Consider the following 19,651-nt stretch of genomic DNA (forward strand, 5'->3'; position numbering starts at 1 on the left):
GTGCCATGCTAACCCGTTGGACAATCAGCAACTTCAAATCCATCCGTGAGCCAGTCACCCTCGATCTGGCCCCCCTCACCATCTTCTCCGGCATCAACAGCGCCGGTAAAGGCACCCTCATCCAGTCCATCCTCATGGTCGCCCAATCCTTTATGGCTGGTGTAGCTACCGAACCCATTGCCCTCAACGGCAGCCTTACTCAGTTAGGCAGGTTCGCCGACTTACTTCATGCCGGTAATGAGAGCGAACCGATGGAAATTGGCATTGAATATTTACCCGGAGAACGAGGTACTCTGGCTTTTTCTATTGAAACGCGACTGGTTTCCCGTACTCGTCGTCATTCAGTAGCCAAAGAAGAACATCAACTTTATCCCCGTATTGAATACAGTAAACTCCGCTTCGCACGTAAAGAAAAAGGCAGCAGATCCCATTTTCTGCACATCAAGGCCCTACCAGAGGCTGACATGAAGGTCAGCTTGACTCATGTCCGCCCGGACTTAAAAGCTCAAATCAAAGCTGGCATCTATGATTTTTCTATTGTTGAACCAGATTCTGGTGAATTTGTGCGTGACCGCTCTCTGGAACGGGTAGAACGCATTGCCATGTCTACACTTATCCCCTGGAGGTTACTTGTTGGCCTTAATAGCCGTTTAGACACCTTAGTGAAGGATGTGCAGTGGCTGATCCAAACTTTTGATGAGATCGAATTAAAAGAAAAGATACCACTCCTGGGACCCAATTTGCCACAATTATCGCCTCAATTACCAGATGTAATACGCCGTCTGCGCTTTTCGGGTGGTAGAGTCCGTGCCTCAAACGTTGACTATCGACGTGTGGATGATAGACTCGCCAACGATTTAACCCCTTTTTACAATGCCCTTACGGATCGAAACAAACCACTGTTGGCTCGCGACGAACTACTTACCTTTCTGCGTCGTGGGAAATTTTCTACACATGCTATTGGTGATTTTGGTCGCCGACTGACAACAGCTTTAGCTGAATATTTACGTGATCAACCTGAATTTTCCCAGCAAGACCGCACACAGGCTGATTTTGAAGCTCGCTTGTTGCCCCCTGCTTACGCGGAAGCAATTGATCAGATTAACGAAGTAATGGGTCAAAAAATCTATTACCTCGGCCCCCTGCGTGAAGACCCACGTGTCATCTATGCCATTCCGCCTTTGTCAGAACGTATAAGTGTAGGCTTAAAAGGAGAATATACGGCGGCAATGCTGGATCAGTATCGAAATGAACCTGTCATCTATCCTTCGCCCCCAGGAACAGACTTTACTGGCCGCTTTTTATATAAAGAAGCTCCGCTTATTGAAGCGATCACAACCTGGTTGCAGCGGATGGGTCTGGTAGACGGCATAGACACAGAGGAAACAGCCAAAGTTGGCTATCAGTTAACCGTAAGCGATAAATCCTTGTCTAAAAAACTGGACTTAACCAATGTCGGCGTGGGTGTTAGTCAAACCTTACCGACCTTGGTTTTGGCATTACTCGCCCCTGCAGATAGTACTCTCATTTTTGAACAACCAGAACTACACTTGCACCCCAAAGTTCAATCGGTGATGGCCGATTTCTTCCTGGGTATCAGTCTCATGGGTAAACAATGTCTGGTAGAAACCCACAGCGAACATCTTATCAACCGTTTACGACTGCGTATCGTAGAATCAGAGGTGAACGATATCTTACAACAGCTACGCATTTATTTTGTGGAAAAACACAACGCTGTTTCTCGCTTCCGTGAAGTCAAATCCAATGCGTTTGGCGCACTGCTTGAATGGCCAGAAGGATTCTTTGACGAAGCTGAAAACACAGCTAGTAGAATCCTAGAAGCTCAGATGAGAAGACAGTTTCCTGCATCGCAAAAAAACATTTTTGGGGAGTAAACCTGTATGCATTTTCTTGTGGATCCGGTTGTATTTGCTATACCAAATAAGGATAGCAAAAAAGAAATCTTTAAAGAGTATGCCCGATGCCTCAGTTTGTGGGAACGCGAATTTCGTGGACGTCCCGATCGTTATCTAGTTTCGCGAGACTACATGTATGCCCTCAGCCAGACAGGCAATTATCCAGTCATTGCTAATTTACGGCAGGTGACCCAACTGCTTCTTGAAGCCGGAACCGATCCTAAAACTATTTTTGGTGTCTGCCACGGCCCGCTTGGAGGAGGTCTACGTTTTGAAGATTTTTTTTCTGACATAAATTTAGATGATGTTTTAGTAGAGGACAATGATTTTCTGGTTGATCCGAATTTGTTAAATCGTTTGCCAACATCTGTAGCTGATACTTTTCGCGCTGCTTTAGGTAGGTTAGCGTATGCAAAAGCCTACACAAAAGATGTCACTGCTCAAAGTATGGGTTTAGTCACGCATCCGATTGAAAACACTCATCACGCCGCTATTGAAGCGACCTTAATGTTTGCTTCCCGAGTTGAAACTGAAGTAGACACCGAAAAGGTATCCACAAACGTTCCCTTATTCACTTCACCAGAGGAAGTCATTGCATGCGAGAAGTTAGCGGATATCTGGCAAGACACAAGACGTGCCATAGAGTGGCAACGGTATTATTTGACACTTCAAGACCCGACTCTGGCGCAAACAGATTTTTCCCCTTACCTTGTCGCAGATACCTTTAACGAAAGTATTTTGGAGAACCATTTGCATAACAATGGTGGTGATCTGAATCAAATTTTCCGGAAAATCGTTTTGCTTTTGGCCGGCAAGATTCCCTTTAACACCCGTGAAAATCATACTTTGCATCTAAACAATCAAATTGTTGAGCGGAATTGGGGAGCGTGGCGCATGCACATAACTGGTAATCCGATCAGCCTTCGCTTGCATTTCTGGCGCTGTCAGGTATCCAATCGGATTTTACTGATGCAAGTAGCTCCTTATGAGAACTTCGACATCGCCCCGCCACCGGCTGAGTTTGATCAACCATAAAAACGTTACAGTCACCATGTTGCCAACTCTCTCGGATTTATCCTCCTTCCTAACACACCTTTGCCACTACGGCGAAGCTTCAACCCTGGAACTGGGACGCCGACAGATAGGTTTGACAAACCCATTGCTCGAAGCCAATTGGATGATGTCAATAGATGGCGAAACCCTGACTGTTACTCCTAGCTATTTGCAACTATGCGCCAATGACTCTAAACCGGATATTTTCTTGCGAGGCATTTGCTTTGGCATACCTTTTTATCGTCTTTATCTGCTTGCCATTCTAGCCCACGGACTGGTAGGCGCCGGGCAAGTGCCTGGTGACGAGTATCGGCAGCGCGTTGCCCACTGGGTCAGCCGTGACCTGCCCCATCTGGCTGGCGAACTGAATCAGTTGCTGGATGGTTGGGAAAACGGCCGTGACCGCCTCATTGATCGGCCTCCCGCCGAAGTCACTGCCCACTTTGCCGCCTGGCACGAAGGCCACGAAAGCTTCGCCGAATGGGATCGCCAGTTGTTGGGGGTAAGTGGCGCGCCGGAGCAGTTGTTTACGGCCGTTCTCCACCACGCCGCCGCCTTCACTACCCCCACGCCTATGCCAGAACAGCAGCAGCAACCCATCGCCCTGTTACCTCCCTTTGAATTGACGCCCAACGGCTCCGGCAGCCTGGCCCTGCCACCGCCATGCCCCTGGACACGAGCGCGGCAGCGGGTTCATAGCAGTTTGCCATTTTATGATGGGGCGGAACGGCCGTTGTTCGATGCCGCGCAACACGCCCTGATCATCTGGCAGGATATGTTGGCGCAACAGCCTTACTATCGGGCTATCCTGCGCCTCTTCATCGCCGCCCGTTTCAGCGATTACAGCGGCGAAACCTGCGCCGTCCGCTTTGCCGATGATTGGTCAACCGCCAGGCTTTACTGGGCGGACAAACCGGGCAACAGTCTGGCGGCCTTGTGGCCGGGATTGGTGCAAGGGATGGGGTATTGGCCGGGAACGGCCGTTGCCCCGGCCGATTTACAGCGCGTCCTGGCCCACTGGCATAAAGTTGAAGTGATTAGCGCGACGGCGGACGGCCGTTTGACGCTGACCGACGCCTACGCCCGCACACTCCACGAACGCCGCCGCGCCCAACAGCTATTGCGCGGCGCGGCACGGGCAGAACAAGAGCAGGTCAATGCGTTGCTCAGGAGGGGTGCATGACGGCCGTTCTCATCAATCGCCTCGGCCTCAACAAGCTCTTCCTTTGGAGTGAAGCCACCCGCTTCCAGACCTATCCCCAGGCGCTTGCCCGCCTGCAACCGGGCCGCGCCTACACCCGCCAACAAATTGCCGAAGAGTTATTCGGCCTGGCCGCCAAAGGGGATGGTCGCCAACGACGCGAAAGCCAGATCAACAATCTGTTTGGCATGGTTCAGGTTGGTCATGACAAATTGCTCTTGAAAGGGATTAATCTTTTCCAGCGCATAACACCGCATGGCGTTCATCGCATCAATAGAGCTAATCTTTGGGAACAGGTTGATGACAAATGGGAACCTACCCAGTCTGCTCAGGCAATAGGCATTGCTTATGATCGAGACCCCAATGGCCTGCGCTGGCGACAACTATTGGCCGAACAGCTGGCCCGTTATGAACCGCGCACGCGCGTACTACTTCATTTGCTGGGGCAAAATTATCACTTACGCTTTGCTGAGGCAGGTTATTTTACCGGCAATACATTTTTGGCTCAGATTGTTGGTCCCCAGAATTACTCACTGTTTGCTGAACAGGGAGCAGCTTTCAACCAATTGCTTTACGAGCGCCTTCCATTGGCAATTGGTCCCTGGTGGATAGCCCAAATCAGCGCGGCTGGATTCGATGTCGCTCCCAATTACGTTCTGCAAGGGGCTATGAATCGTCCACCATCTACCAACTACATCAACTCTGCGCTAAAAACTGCGCTGTACGTTTTTCACGATCTGCATATTTTGCAGGAAACAGAGGCAGGCTGGCGAGTAGACCCCGAAGCTTTTGCCCGCCACATTCACCCCGAAGTTGGGCAAGAGTTGCTGGGCTTGTACTATGCCGCCGCGCCTGATCCCGACGACGAATGGGGACAATTGGCCCACCTCATCGCCCAACTCACCGACGAGCAGGGCTTTGTGGCCGCCGCCATGCTGGCTGACAAATGGGGCGCACTGCAAGACATCCCTCCAGCGCAGCGGGCCGCCAGTTTAGACGCCTTCATTCGTCAGGGCATCTTCACCGGCCGCGTGGACATTTTAGACCAACATTTAGGCCAACCCCGGCTGGGGCGCGGTCTCTTCGACGACGATAATTTGCGCCTGGTCAAGTTGCGCATCCTGACCGCAGTATAGGGGAGAGGAATTTTTATGGAAGCATCTGACCGACAACCTTTTGAACAAGAGCTGACTATGCAGGCGCTCAATCCGCTAGCTGCCGCTTACCAAAACTGCCTGGTCGCCCGTGAACCAGCCGAACGGTTTGCTAGTTTCGGTTATCTGCACGAAGTCATTCTCAAGAGTCTGGCGGCGCGAATGATGGGGCGTGTCCGTCTGCTAGAACTCAGCACCCCCGAACTGACCACCTTTCTCCGCAACGAGTTTCAACAGCCAAGCGCTGGTCACTGGACGCAACTTCTGGCGCAGTCGCTTAAAATTTTAATCCAGGCCGGTGACCGTTCAGCCCAATTCTTACAGGGATTGCTCCGAAAAAAGCTGCGCGACGAGTCAGTTTTAGCCCTGGACAACGAAATCACGCGGCTGTTGGGCCATACACAAAACGATAAACGACACGTTACACTCAACGAGTTGCTCGGCAGCCTGATCGAAATGCGTAACAAAACGCGGGGGCACGGCGCGCCTCGCCGCGCCTTTTTCGAGGACATCAACCCGCTGCTTGATGCAAGTTTATTGATAGCGCTGGAGACGTTAAAACCATATCTATGGGGAAGCCTGGTCTATATTGAGCAGTTGACTCCACAAGGGGATAACGTACTCGTTGAAGGACTAAAGCTGACCGGCCTCACCCGACGGCCGTTTGAGATTCTCTTTGCCCCGGCGTCCTGGTTACAAACTGGACAGTTGTTCTTATTGGAAGAGGCGCAAGATGGCGGAACCTTGCTGCCGCTTGATCCTCTGCTGTCCTGGGATCGGCGCGGTGAATCGGTTGGCTTTTACAATAGCTACAGCGAAAGCAAACAACAGATTGAGTATCTTTCCTACACACGCGGCGCATCCTGGCATGACCGTTCGCGCCGCTATGAGACTGCATTTGCATTACCCCCACTCACCCCAGGGAGGCAACGAGAAGCCATGAAAACAACCCGTCTTTGGTCGAATAAAGGCGTCGCCTTATATCCGGTAGAGTTTCCTCTGGTCGGGCAAAATGATGTGTTCAATAAGTTGTTCAAATTCAAACAAGCCTTCCTGGGCAGTCAGGCTGACGACATCGCCGGTTTTTTTGCTCTGATCGGCGATTGGGGCTTAGGTAAGACGCGCATTGGCTACGAATTGTTCGCCCAGACTTTCAATCATGTTGAAGGTTGGGTGCTAAACAAGCAAGAGTTCATCGCGCCTAATGGGGGTGACGGCCGTTTGTTGCAACCTCAACTGGCGGAAGGCGTCCTCCCTCTCTTCATCCGTTACGAAATGGCCTGCGATGACAATCTCTACGCCGACAACTGGGTGGCGCGGGTCGCCGTCACCGCCCTAAACCTGGCGCTGCAAACAGAGAAAAGCTACGACGTGCCGCCAGCTCTGTTGCAAGATTTACAGGCGCTCATGCGGGCGCGCGGCGTCAATTTAGAGGCGCTCAAACAAGCGCTAACCCAACAAGACGACGACACGGCCAGCCTTGATGCGGCTATGGCTGTATTAAGTCCTGCCGGTATCCATCATCTATGGGTCGTGGTAGATGAAGTAGAAACGCTGGCCGATTTGAAAAAAGGGCTGCGGGACGAGAGCCATGAAGCGGTACGCGAAGATTTTCTGGATATGGTCTCCACCGTCATTAAGCATGAAAACTACCGTCAGGCTCATCCTTACGTTAATTTGCTCGTCCTCTGCTCGGCCGGGATGCGCGACAAAATCGAAATCGGCCCCAATCGCCGCCGCACCGATTCGGTCGAGCTGGAGCCAAATCGTATCAGCGACGTGCATACTTACGTGGATTCGCTGCGTCAACGAGCGGAAGCGCTGGGACAGTATGTAGACTATCCCCAAGGTACGCTGGAAGGGGCATTTATCGCCTGCAACCGCAACTTCGGCTGGTTCAACGTGATGATGAGTTCCATCCATGAAAGCTATCGGCTGCGCCGGGAACAAGGACAGCTTGTGGCCGCCTGGGAGTTAATAGAAGAGTTCGGCCGGACGGAATCCCGCGCAAAATGGATTTTTGACTTGAGTGTTATCCATCTCCTCGGCCGGCAAGAACAGGCAGATGCAACCGTCAAACGGTTGTTGTTTGGACAGCTACCCATCCCATTAGATGCCAGCCTCACCACAACTCAGGCCGAAGCGTTACAGCAAATAAAAGTGCCCGGTATGCGCAGCGCGGCTTTTGTGCAGTTGATGGAAGTCCACCTGGATGCACGCACCCTGGCCAGCGAATTGGTCAAACCAGAAATTGGCTTCAAGATCGATCCGACACGCAGCGGCGATGGGTACATCTACTACAACAGCGCGATCAGCCTCAGCAGCCTATTGGCGGCGTTGCGCGCTTTTTCGGTGGGAGCCAGCAACGACAATTTCCTCGTTTGTGCCGATTTAGCCGCTTTTACCGCCCAGTTGAGCGTATTATATGAACGGCCGTCGGTAGACGTGACCCAGGTGGCCGAACCCTTGCATACTGTGTTTCGCAAATATGAAGTGGCGGACCGCCACCATCTAGGGCCATCGTTTGAAATGCTACAACGGCTCGATGTATTGCTCAAGCGAGATGTGGGCACGGTAGCCTTCTTGCAAGATGGGCAAAAAGATGCCGCCCTTGACCGGCACGCGCAAGAGATTGAACGGTCTGATCGCAAACGACGCATGGCAATCTGCCAGGGTTTTGCCCGCTTAATGGATGAAAGCATTACAGCCGACGTCTCTACAGTGAGTCAGGTGCAGTCAGGAACGGCCGTGGCTCTCCAATCCACCTTCCAATCGCCACGCTTTGACGGGCTGCGGGTGACGCCAAACGGCCGTATCACCATCGTTTACAGCCAGCAGCTAGAAAAAGTCGCGCAAGAGTTGGGCGACCTCATCGGGCACGAAGGGGTGCATCCGATTGTCCTTTTGCTGCCTTCGGGGTTCACCGCTGATGACTGGCACAGCCTCAGCCTCCTGTCCCGCGTCGCTCTCTGCACCCTGCCCCGCGCTCTGACACGGGCCGAAGAAAACTTCCTGGTCAAATATGCCGGGCGTGGCGCCATTTTTCAACCCCACGACATCTTGAGCGTCAAAACGCAAGGGATTCGCGGCGGCATGGTGCAGAACTGGCAACGAGACACTGAAAGCTGGCGAGACGAACTGGAAACAAGTGGGTATCTGTTACGGCCGTTGTGGCATTCACAACGCATTGCCGTCGATCGTTTTGCTCGTGGTTACCGTAAGATGCTGGTTGAAAATTGGAACATTGATCAACTGGCGCCAGACGTTAATTCAGAGATGGACAGCGCCATCTTTGATGACATCCGTAAAGCGTGCCAATACAATGCCGACCCTGGCCCTGGACAAGAAGCGCTGTTACCCATCATCAGCCGCGACGAACCATACGCGCCACAAATCCCGCCCGCCTTTGGCGCGCTGCTTCTGGAATTAAAAAGTCAGGCGACGGTGGATGTCCTGGCGCGACGCTTTTTCTTTGCTGTGCCAGAAAAAAAGATGAAGGCGACCAAGCAATTGGAACAAATCCTGGAACTCATGCGCGCCGTGGGGCTGATCACGCTGCACAAAAATGCGTATCGCGCTGTAGACGCGCAGACGTTAAAAGATTATCGGGAGGCCACGTCAGTCTGGCTGCATGGCGAATGCCAGCGGTTGCTAGGCGCTCTAGGGGACACATTCACGCATGAGACAGTGGAGCGACTTCAAAAGCAGAGCCAGCGATTTGCCCCGACTGATTTGACCCAGGCGGAAGCAATTGCTCAAGGCGCTGATTTCAGTGTCTTAAAGTTGGGCGGCCAAACACCACCGGAGAGCATTCGTTCACTCGCGCAACAAATCGCGCAGGTCGAGGCGGCGCTCAGCAAAATATGCCCATCAGGCGTTTACCAGCAGTCAGGAGCGGAATTTAATGGGGCGTTGAACAAAGTCAATGAGTATGAGCAACGCCTGTTTTCTTTGCCATTGTGGGAACAGGTCAATTTTCTTTACTGGCTGCGCGAACAATACCAGCAAAAGCGGGAGCAGTTGATCCATGCGGTACGAGAGCAGCTACGGGAGGCGGAAGGACTGAAAGTGATAGGGGAACGGCCGTTTCCCATCGCTCCCCTAACCATGCCGCTGAAAACAATCCAACAAGAGCTATCGGCTACCCCGGCTATGGCCGGGCGCAGCTCACGCGGCGCTGTCGCTATTCCCGGCTATCCGCAAAGTTTCAGCACCTATTTGTTTATGGGGCAATTTGCCCACGCCTGGGGACGCCTGGAGAAAATCGGGTATTTGATTGAACGCGGTCAACCCGATTCCTTCTGGGCGCGTTTCCAGGCCGCCCGCGGCCAGTGGGCTGATTTGCTCCATATTTACCAGAAAGCCTCCGAAGCCTGGCAAGCGCTTGATCGGTTCATGGATGGGGCAGCCTCACCCGCCTGGCAAGGGGCGCAAGCCATCCGCGCCCACCTGGAGCAGTGGCAGGCATTGGTTGAAGGCGATCTACAGCAGATCGTCAATGCTAATCTAAACCAGGGAGAAGAAAAGCTGATTGACGCGCTTGTCGAAGAAGTGACAGCGGCCGCGAAATATCGTGAACTCCCGACCCAAGTCGAACAGATACGGCAGGCTGTTGAAGCCGAATTGGCGACGATCATAGATACGCGCCGCCTGCAAGCGTTAGGCAAACTGCTGACTGTTAAGCGTCGTTCTCAATTAGCCAAACCGGCGCTTGGGGCAACTTATGCTGAAACTCGCAGCCGTTACGAAGCCTTTAATGTTCAGGTGGTCACAACTGGCCGCCATTACTTTGAAGAAGCAGGCAAACAGACAAGCTGGGACAAATGGGTTGAGATTTTCACTGCGCTAAACGCTAATCAATACGCTATGCAATCTGAGGACGAAACAGCGCTGCGCGAATTGGAAGAGATGCGACTGGTAGAACGGACGGTGAAATTACGGTAGAGCCATCGTGACCATGAAAGCTGTGATCTGTCTGGCTGAACAACAACTTTTGTTTGCAGGTAACCGGCTGCCGAAAACGGCCGCTGCCTTCAAGCCTCTGCCTGACCTCTTGCGCGAAGGCTGGACGCAACCACTTGTCCTGGTCGGCGACAAGATCACAGCGGCGGATTTCAAAGCGCTGGCGCAGCGAACAACCCAAAACCCGGCCCCTCTGCTGGTTTTGCCCGGATTTCCGGTGGCAGATGTAACGGCGCTTCTTGCTGCGCCAGCGCCAGTGCAGATTATTGCCCAACCCGCAAACCGGGTGACAGTCAAGGATGCGGGGTTGGAAACGGCCGTTGGCAAACATGATCTGGATTTGTACTGCATTGAAGCCATAGAAACTCCGTTAGAAGTTGGTGTTCTAGCCACCAGCCAGGAAAAAGCAGTCATCTGGGCCTACCGGCCAACCAGGGCAGCGACGCCGATTATCCTAATCACAGTACAACTGCTGCTGCCCAGCGCGCGCTCTAATCCACTGGATCGAGAGGCGCTGTGGTTTGCCCTGCTTGAATGGGGTCTGGCCAATTCCCGAAAGGAGACAGCCGTCACAATAACCACGGATCAGGAAAGCCCGCTTGAAGCAGATTTGCTACGCGCCTTTGTGATTGCTTTCCATGTCCGACCAGACTTGCCGGCGCAAACTTTGCCAGACTGGTTGAGGACGCGGTTGTTTGTGCAAGTCAGCCCTGAGCAAACGGATGCGATTTTACGCCATTTTCAACAGCGACATGTTTTGGATGAGGCAGGACGGCCGTTATCAGAGCAAGTGACGCAGCTAATCAACCAATGGGGTTTACAAGCCTGGGTCCGTGAAGCCCGGCGCATTGAGGCCAGCTATGAAAGATGACTGTCAATCCGATGTTCGCCTGGCGCAATCCATCGCCGCGGCCATGCAGCTTCGCCTGCCAGGCACGGCCGGCCGGGTAGGGCGCAAAATGCGCTACATTGACGAAGTAGCGCCGCACTTTCGTGGTGGAGGCGCTGTCCGTGCGATTCCCTCTACGCTGTTCGAGCAATTGTGGACGGTTGGTGTTGCCACCGCCAGCAATTCGATTCCTGCCTTTGGCGGCGTTCTTTATGGCGCGGTGGCCTTGCGCCAGGATGTTACCGTGCAGTCTGGCAAAGCCAAAGTTGGCTTCCAGGACAGCCAGGTGGATGTGGCCGACATGACCTTTGTCCAGGTTGCCAACCGGCTGATATGGAAGCAATATCATCTGGCTTACCAAATCTTGGAAGATTTGTTTAACGAAGCGACTTTACCCGACCTTATCTTGATGGATCGGCCGTTGTTGGTCATGCGTGGGTTGCAGGCAGGCGCCCTGGTTGACGAAGAAGTGCGGGAGGAGTGGGAAGACCTTCTAGCGCTGCTCACCCGTTTTTGGGGGCGGTACGCGGCACACTGCTATCCCGTCAATCCAAAAGGGCCAACGGTGGCTTATATCGGCCAGCGGCACTTTGGCGCGATTTTAACCGCTATCCAAAAAGAAGGATTACGGGGTTCGGTGGACCCAATAACGCCAGAACTTAGCGAACTTGTCACGAAACAATGGGATGATTTACGCCGGGTAGGCGTTGATCGCATTTTGCGCGGACTATTGCGTCCGGGAACACGCACTGCCGCTTATCTGTATACCGCTATGGGGCGAGATGCCCTGCGCGCCGCGCCTAAGATGATTGGCGAACAAGGGTTGCTAGGGTGGCACATGCAAGTTGGACACCGCACACCTATCTGGCAGGTGGAAGTCTTAGGCCCAGCCGACCATTGGCAATCAGAAGCGCTCGACCGCATTGCCGCCATGTTAGCCTACCTGACGCTTTATGACAATCCTCAGGCACTCCCTTTACCGCTCTGGCATGCTATGCGCCTGGCTAGCGTGCCAGAAAAATTACTGCGCGGCTATCGCGCTTCGATGACGCAAATGCTGCGCGACCAAAGTGTGGAACAGGCGTGGCTGGAAGGGGTGGACCAGTTCGCCGATGAAACAGGGGGTGCGCCGACATGGGACAATTCACTGGAGTGACATTGTGGCAGATGTTGAACAACGGCCGTTATTTCCTTTGTCCCCGCTTCGCACTTTGGGCTGGCTGCCAGCCCAATTGGCGGATGGGGCGCAAACATATTGGACAACGCCAATGGAAATGACCAGCCGATTAGACGCATCCTTTTACGTGATCACCCGTCGCCGAGATCGTTTACTGCAACGTCTCGCGTGCCCTTTTCTGCCCCTTTCCGCCTGGGCCGAAGTGAATCCACCGGGGCGTCGTCTGCCCACCGAACGCGACTTCATTCTGTTCGAGCATTGCGTCTATGGCCAGATTCGTGATGTACCCCATGAAGATTGTTGGGTGATTGGACCGGGGCTGAGTGTAATTTCACCGCGTAAACTGCCCCAACGCGCCACGTACCTTTCCCGGCCGGGTGACTTGCTACTGCCTCGCGTCTATTCGGCGCTGCACAAATCTGTGTGGGTACAAGAAACCCCACACCCCTTTGTGGCGTCAGATGCCTTTGCCCTGTTGCAGCCCCATTCACGTGAGCAGGGTTTAACGCTGCTGGCATTACTGCGCCACCAAATTTTAGGCGAACAACTATGGGCGCTGGCCTCTGGAACTACAGTGCGCTCAATAGCAGTTAGCAAACTGAATGAACTGCAACTTCCAGCCCTGCCTGATAAAACCATCGCCCGGCTTGCAAGTGGCATGGAAGCGTTGCTATTAGCCCAAACCAACGTCTATTTCCCAGGCATACTGATACCATTAGCCCGCTATTGGGCCGAGGTCGGCTACTGGCGCAAACGCTTACACGAATTAACCACGGAAATTCATGCTCTAATTGAGCAAGTGCTCAAAGGATAACGAAAGCGAAATGGACGTAGACAATTACTTGGGTAAGTTAATCGGCAACACTGGCCGACCAGATAAGTTGGTGGTGGCTCTGCGGGACAGTTACAGCGCCCGCCGTGGCGAATTTGTGCGCGTGCGTCATCAAGAAAGACGGAGTGAAGCGACAACCGACGTGTTGGGCCGCATTGTGGAGATTTCGCGCAGTAACATCATGTTTACCGAAGCGATGGGTGAGGGTATCAGCGAGGTGGAGTTGCTGCCCACAACACGGGTTTCGGGCGAAACTGTCTATGGCCGTATTGAGTTAGTGGGTTATAGAGAACCAACTACAGGCGAGATTCGTATACCACGCCGCCCACTCGACCCAGGGGCCAAAGTGTACGGAGTGGATTACGCATTTCTGACGCAGTTTTATAATTTTTCTGAAGACACCAGCATCCACCTGGGGAACCTGGTCGGCTATGAGAAAGGCGACACAATCGTTCCCATTTATCTAGACGCCAACACCCTGGCGACAGAACACCTGGCAGTTCTGGCGATGACCGGTTCCGGCAAGTCCTACACTGTCGGGCGAATTATTGAACGGTTAGTAGCACAGTTGAACGGCTCCGTCGTAGTATTTGATCCGCATGGCGAATACGGCCGTGCTTTGTTAGGCGGACAGCTAAACTTCAACTCGGCGGTTGATCAGATAGAAGATGAGCAAGACCGGGCTAAACTGCTGGAAATACAGGCGCAGTTGCGCCTTTTGCAGGGACAAGGGGCCGGTATCATACCCTACACTCCCCAAGAGGCGTCATTTAACATCAAATATGCGGGCACCAATCGGCAATTAGCGCTTCAGTTTGATCAATTTGAAATGGATGATTTGACCGGCATCCTGCCCGGTCTGACCGAACCGCAGCAGCGCGTCTTAGACGTGGCGATCCGTTACTGGAAAGAGACGACGGATGAACCGCGCGACATTCAACATCTCTTGCGACTATTGACCGATGATCTGGATGTTTTGCGGGAATGGGGCGAGTTATCGGAAGCAGAGTCGCGGGCTTTACGCGGCGTGAGCGCGGCTGTGGCCGCGATTCGTCTGCGCCGGGTCATCAATGAGGCGCGTAGTTTTTACACAACGGCCGTTGGACAACCCACCGACGTTCACGAAATGGTTGGTGACCCGGATGACCGGCACGGCCGTTTAATCATTGTTGATTTACAGGGTTTGTCAGACAGCGCCCGGCAGATTGTGGTAGCGCTGCTCTCCAGCGAGATTTTGCGGGCAGCCTCCCACAAATCACATCCTATTCGCCCCGTTTTTGTGGTATACGAAGAGGGGCATAACTTCGCCCCGGCCGGCGAAGTGTCTATTTCTAAAAACATTATCAAACGAATTGCCGCCGAAGGGCGAAAATTCGGCGTCGGGTTCGCTATTGTCAGCCAGCGTCCCAGCAAACTGGACGCTGACGTAACCAGCCAATGCAATACGATTGTGGCCATGCGAATCAAAAACCCAGATGACCAGCGTTTTATCCAACGCACATCCGATTATTTTTCGGCCGCCGATTTGGCCGAACTACCTTCTCTGTCTACTGGTGAAGCGTTAGTAACCGGGCGGGCTATTGTCGCGCCGTTAATTGTGAAGGTTGGCAGCAAGGCGCTGGCGCATGGTGGCGTGTCGCCAAATGTGGTCGCCAAATGGGGTCGCCTGGAAAAGTAATATGAGTCTGATGGATGCATTGCAGGAAGAGTGGCGCACACGCGCAATTATGCAGCAGCAGTTCCCGATGCTGACAACTTCCGGAATTTCTGACAGTGATGTGACCATTCATTCCCATTTTCTTTCCTATCTAGCCGCTCTATCCCAACCATTAGGCTATAGCGGTGTGGTGGAGTGTCCGCTAATATCGTTAGGAGATAAAACTTGGGCACAATTAGGGGATGTCCGGCCCGATATGGTCTGGTTCGATAAGGGAAGAAATCTGCCGGTCGCGGCGTTTGAATTCGAACGTTTTGAAACGCAGCGCGAAGCCAAACTGCGCGAAAAGGTAGAAAACCTGGTCATTGCTTATTGGCAAAGCCAACAACGGCTGACGGCTGCCGTTCTGATTTATTGGGCACGCAGCGGCGTGTCCTCAAAAATGATACGGGAGACTACTTTTGGGTATCGCACCGACTTTGTACGAAGTGGGGTGCGGGTAACGGCCGTTTCCTGCCCTCTGTATATCTTTAAATGCACCTGGCGTTCTGTCGCCGGGGGATTGGTCGTCAGCGACATTTTGCTGGTACAGTCACCATAATGCCTTTACTTTCTCTGTTCGCCCACCCCCACGAGATGTTGGGGACACAGTTTGAATTGCTGGAGCCTCTTGGTCAAGGGTCGTTTGGTTACGTCTGGAAAGCACGCCGCCTGTCTGATAATCGAGAAGTGGCCTTGAAAATACCACGTGACCAGGAGTTAGGGGAAGAGGCGCTAAAGCGCGAACCAGAGATTATGCGGGCTTTTGATCATCCGCACATCGTACAGGTGTATGGGTATCATACCATCGGCTCCCTGTTTGTGATTGAGATGGAATATGTACCCGGCCATAACCTGGCCGATATGCTCGAAGGTGTTAACCGGGATAAACCGCTCTCTTACCAGCGTATCTTGCAGTGGGCACAGCAGATTTTATTGGGGCTAGAAGCTATCCATGCCGCCAACGTCATTCATGGTGATATCAAACCTCTGAATGTATTGATCAACGTGGAAGGGAACGCTAAGTTAGTGGATTTCGGCACCAGCCGCCGCCTTGAAGATGTCTGGGTATGGACAAAACGGCAGGGAACCGAGGCATATTGGGCGCCAGAAGTAGCCTTTGAAGAAAAGCGCAGTCTGGTCAGCGATATTTACTCAGTGGGCATTATGTTGTATGAGATGGTGACAGGTGAGCTGCCTTATCACTCCCCATTCCAGCTTGTTTCTGGTCAGGAGATCAGGAGACCTGGTGAAGTAAACGACCAGGTTCCACGTCCGCTTGAAGCTATCATCATGCGGGCCATCGCTCGTTCGCCTCAAGACCGTTACCCAGACTGCAGCGCTATGTTGGCCGACATAACCGCTTTATTGACGCAGGTGGAGCAGGGCGAAATCGCGGCCTTGCCAGAGCGGATACGCCCCACCCGGCTCCCTTATCGCCCAGATTCGTCATCACCTCTGTATTACCTGGAACAAGCCAAGTCTTTCCTGGCAGAGGATGATCTACAGCAAGCGTTACAGGCAGCGGAAACGGCCGTTTCCCGCAGCGGCCAACATCCCAACTACCTTCGTCTATTAGGCGGCATTTATCTTCGTATGGGTTATGTCAGCAAAGCGTTGGCGACTTATGAGCAGGTCTTAACTGTCTATGATCAGGATTATCCGGTAACTGAAGGACAACTTGCTGATCTATTAGAACGTCTGGGCCGCTTGTATATCAGAACCAGTCGCTATGGTCATGCCATAACCACATATGAGCGGCTGTTGAAAATAACAAACCGCCCCGTCTATATCAAGTTCCAACTCGCTGTGGCACATGGCCTGGATGCCGATTATCGGCAGGCAATCAGGTTGTTGGAAGAGGTGAGAGAGGAGAGGCCGGGAATGGCCGTTGTCTTCAGCAAACTGGGCTGGGCCTATCGTTTGGAAGGGCATATGCGTCAGGCTTTATCTTATTACAATCAAGCCCTTACGCTGGATGCGGCCGACCTTTTAAGTTTGTATGAGTTGGGCCAATATCATTGGGTAACAGGCGATCATACGCGAGCCCAAAGCTATTTTGCAAGAATCAAGCAGCATGATTGGTCTGGACAGTACACGAAAAGATTGCAACCATTTTGCTAGAGATTATTGCGTAGAAATAGGAGTTCCATCCAATGCGTCATCAGATCATCAATAATTCCCTACGTTTTTTTCTTTTGGCCTCTCTTTTTCTCTTGACAAGCGTGATCACCAATTCTACTCAGGCTCAAGAAAGGCTTGTAGTCTTCCAAGAAGAAGGTGAGTTACTACTTCAAGGCACACCTGGCAGCTCAGTAGTTGCGCCGGTGACAATTATTTCTGGTGAAACGGCCGTTACCAATATCACTTTCACCCTTGATGTCCTCATAAACCGCGATCAATCTAATGAAGCTATAAGCGGTACGGTGGCTACTTTTACTCCCAATAACTTCAATATAGCCCCTCATACAACCCGAACTGTCCTTTTATCTATTCCGGTAGTGCCAGATAAGACAGGAACTTACCGGGGTGAGTTGCGGGTGCAATCCGATGAAGGGGAAATGCTCAGCCGGGTAGTAACACTAAATATAGCCTATGCAGGTTTGGAAATAACACCGTCAACAGCACAAATCATGATTAGTGGCAGTGTCAGCAATTTACAGCATGCCATATGGTTAGCCTCACCCTTTGGTGACGCGAAAGAGATCAAGTTGGTTGCCGGACAATTGCGCAATACAAGTAATCAGGAGGTAATTCAGCCAACTCAGGTTTCCTTAAAAGAAGCGAGCGTTGACTTGCGTCGAGGCGACAGACGTCTGGTGACAATATCTATAACGGGAGAGAATATTTTACCTGGAACCTACACAGGGCAGATATATTTCGTTCAGAAAAATCAGCTTGTTGATGAAGCCCTCAAGTTAGACTTAACCGTAACTGTCTTTGGAGCGCCATCAGTGACGCTTCCCCAAGGAGGAACTGTCATTGCACACTTAATACGACCCAAAGGAGGCCCCAACGAATTCTTTGCTCGCTGGCTCATGCCAGCAGATTATCGCCAGGATGGTTTAACCTTACAAATACAAAATGACGGATTAGATGCGGTTCGCTTAACATCTGTGCAAACAGCTATTATGCGCTATGGCTCCGTTAACGCCACCGGAGTGCCTGATATATTGAACGTCACCACGCCCACAATGACAGTACCGGCCGGAGAAACAGCCGTGGTGCGACTACAAACGCCTCAGATGGATGTCTTGCCGGGAGCGTACAAAGGCGCAATAACCATGCTGCTCACCGATGTGAGCGGATCACAACGGTCGCAGATTAAGCAAATGGTTCAGGTTGATTTAAGCGTTCGGAATGGCCCGGCTTTAGCGCTGTTTCTTATATTATTAGGGATAATCTTTGGCCGTATCGTTAATGTGGCAAACAGCGACCAAGTCAGGTTGCTTGGCGAATATTACAGGCTCGAAAATCAAGTCCGCAAGGTTAAAGCAAACATTCCAGAAGAGTATTACCCTGACTTAGAACGGATAAGAGAAGATGGGAAGATGATTCGCGACGCCATTTACACTGGCAAGAGCGACATGCTGGCGGAACGGTTGAAGAATTGGGAAAAGAAACCGGATAAACTAAGGCTTTACATAGCAAACTATCCGCTGTTGGAGAAGACCTTTCAGGAAGACAATCTTTCTGATGAAGATGTTCAGATCCTTGAAAGATATGCAAAGGATATTCGCCAGCGTATACATGATGACGAGACCCTGAATGTAAAAACAGATTTATCAAGATTAATCAAAGTAGCAGCGCCGCTTAGACGGCTAAGACAGCTAGAAGAGGAAATTACTGCGGCAAATTTCGCAAAAAAAGAGATTGACTTCTTCATGCAACACCTGGGAACGGCTCGATTGGCGCTGTTGAATGGTGAAGAGAACACAGCCAACAACATTCATAACAATCTGGCCAAAGCCCTAAATATCTTCCCGGATATCGTACGGATCGAAAAAGAAGCCAAAGAAGTTTTCTCTGGAAAGCCGCGCGAACTCCTAAAACTCGAAAGAGAATTGAATATAGCTCACCGTGAAGTAACACAATTCCAATTTGAGCAAGCGCTCCAGCGTCTGTTTGACATACGCGAGAAGTTGGTCGAGGAATTGGAACCTCAAAATGACATTCAGCCGATGGGTGATTTCGACGTCTTAGAAGAGAATGACAGAGCCTCTATCAGGTTGTCGTTAGATGGTGTAGCAGAACGGCTTGCTCTTATGAGAACCGCGCCAACCCCTGTATTTGTTGACGAACAGATTCTCCTTGAGCAACCATCTGAATTAAAGGAAGAGACGAGATGGCGTCGTTTTGTAGCTCGTATCAAATTGAGGTTGTTGGGTTTGGTGACAAACTTTCGCCCTGAGTTGGGTTTACGTTTAGGACGGCCGCTTGTCTGGATTATAACAGTCACCCTGTTAGTTCTGACAGGTTTCCAAACGCTCTATGTAGCCCAAGGGATTACGTTTGGCGCAAACCCGATGACAGATTATCTGGTTCTATTTCTGTGGGGTGTGACCAGTGATGTCAGCGGAGCTACTGTCAGTTCTCTGGCCGATAAATGGTTGACAAAGAAAAACTAACGGTCAACAAAGGCTGGTTTACTGAAATGTTATGTTAATAAAAATCAAAGAATGAGGTAGTACGACGAAATGTATTTGCCAGTTTGCCAGGATGTGTCATTACCTGACAAAAATCTGACCAATAGCAGTCATGCAAAAAGGGT

At 51.9% G+C, this 19,651-nt stretch carries 12 protein-coding genes; all 12 read left to right on the forward strand.

What is annotated here, in order from left to right:
- Positions 1 to 5 precede the first annotated feature (5 nt).
- Positions 6 to 1,895 carry a DUF3696 domain-containing protein gene (locus tag IPM39_19375; GenBank protein MBK8988196.1) on the forward strand — a complete coding sequence of 630 codons (1,890 nt, stop codon included), beginning with the start codon at positions 6 to 8 and terminating at the stop codon, positions 1,893 to 1,895.
- A gap of 6 nt (positions 1,896 to 1,901) precedes the next feature.
- A complete protein-coding gene (locus IPM39_19380) occupies positions 1,902 to 2,951 on the forward strand; it encodes a hypothetical protein (GenBank protein MBK8988197.1) in 1,050 nt (349 codons plus the stop codon).
- A gap of 142 nt (positions 2,952 to 3,093) precedes the next feature.
- The gene (locus IPM39_19385; protein ID MBK8988198.1) at positions 3,094 to 4,152 is read left to right on the forward strand and encodes a hypothetical protein; all 1,059 of its coding nucleotides are present in this window, start codon (positions 3,094 to 3,096) and stop codon (positions 4,150 to 4,152) included.
- Entirely contained in the window at positions 4,149 to 5,306 is a 1,158-nt protein-coding gene (locus IPM39_19390; protein MBK8988199.1) for a hypothetical protein, read from the forward strand. The genes IPM39_19385 and IPM39_19390 overlap by 4 nt, the downstream gene beginning before the upstream one ends.
- A gap of 15 nt (positions 5,307 to 5,321) precedes the next feature.
- Entirely contained in the window at positions 5,322 to 10,268 is a 4,947-nt protein-coding gene (locus IPM39_19395; protein ID MBK8988200.1) for a hypothetical protein, read from the forward strand.
- A gap of 13 nt (positions 10,269 to 10,281) precedes the next feature.
- Positions 10,282 to 11,157 carry a hypothetical protein gene (locus IPM39_19400; GenBank protein ID MBK8988201.1) on the forward strand — a complete coding sequence of 292 codons (876 nt, stop codon included), beginning with the start codon at positions 10,282 to 10,284 and terminating at the stop codon, positions 11,155 to 11,157.
- Positions 11,147 to 12,331 carry a hypothetical protein gene (locus IPM39_19405; protein MBK8988202.1) on the forward strand — a complete coding sequence of 395 codons (1,185 nt, stop codon included), beginning with the start codon at positions 11,147 to 11,149 and terminating at the stop codon, positions 12,329 to 12,331. Before IPM39_19400 ends, IPM39_19405 begins: the two co-directional genes overlap by 11 nt.
- A 112-nt stretch (positions 12,332 to 12,443) precedes the next feature.
- Positions 12,444 to 13,166 carry a hypothetical protein gene (locus IPM39_19410; GenBank protein ID MBK8988203.1) on the forward strand — a complete coding sequence of 241 codons (723 nt, stop codon included), beginning with the start codon at positions 12,444 to 12,446 and terminating at the stop codon, positions 13,164 to 13,166.
- 10 nt (positions 13,167 to 13,176) lie between these two features.
- Entirely contained in the window at positions 13,177 to 14,862 is a 1,686-nt protein-coding gene (locus IPM39_19415) for an ATP-binding protein (GenBank protein MBK8988204.1), read from the forward strand.
- The gene (locus tag IPM39_19420; protein MBK8988205.1) at positions 14,828 to 15,442 is read left to right on the forward strand and encodes a hypothetical protein; all 615 of its coding nucleotides are present in this window, start codon (positions 14,828 to 14,830) and stop codon (positions 15,440 to 15,442) included. The genes IPM39_19415 and IPM39_19420 overlap by 35 nt, the downstream gene beginning before the upstream one ends.
- Positions 15,376 to 17,004 carry a protein kinase gene (locus tag IPM39_19425; protein MBK8988206.1) on the forward strand — a complete coding sequence of 543 codons (1,629 nt, stop codon included), beginning with the start codon at positions 15,376 to 15,378 and terminating at the stop codon, positions 17,002 to 17,004. Before IPM39_19420 ends, IPM39_19425 begins: the two co-directional genes overlap by 67 nt.
- Positions 17,005 to 17,036: 32 nt before the next feature.
- Entirely contained in the window at positions 17,037 to 19,508 is a 2,472-nt protein-coding gene (locus IPM39_19430) for a hypothetical protein (GenBank protein MBK8988207.1), read from the forward strand.
- Positions 19,509 to 19,651 lie beyond the last annotated feature (143 nt).

The sequence above is a fragment of the Candidatus Leptovillus gracilis genome, from assembly GCA_016716065.1.
In the GTDB taxonomy this organism is placed as follows: domain Bacteria; phylum Chloroflexota; class Anaerolineae; order Promineifilales; family Promineifilaceae; genus Leptovillus; species Leptovillus gracilis.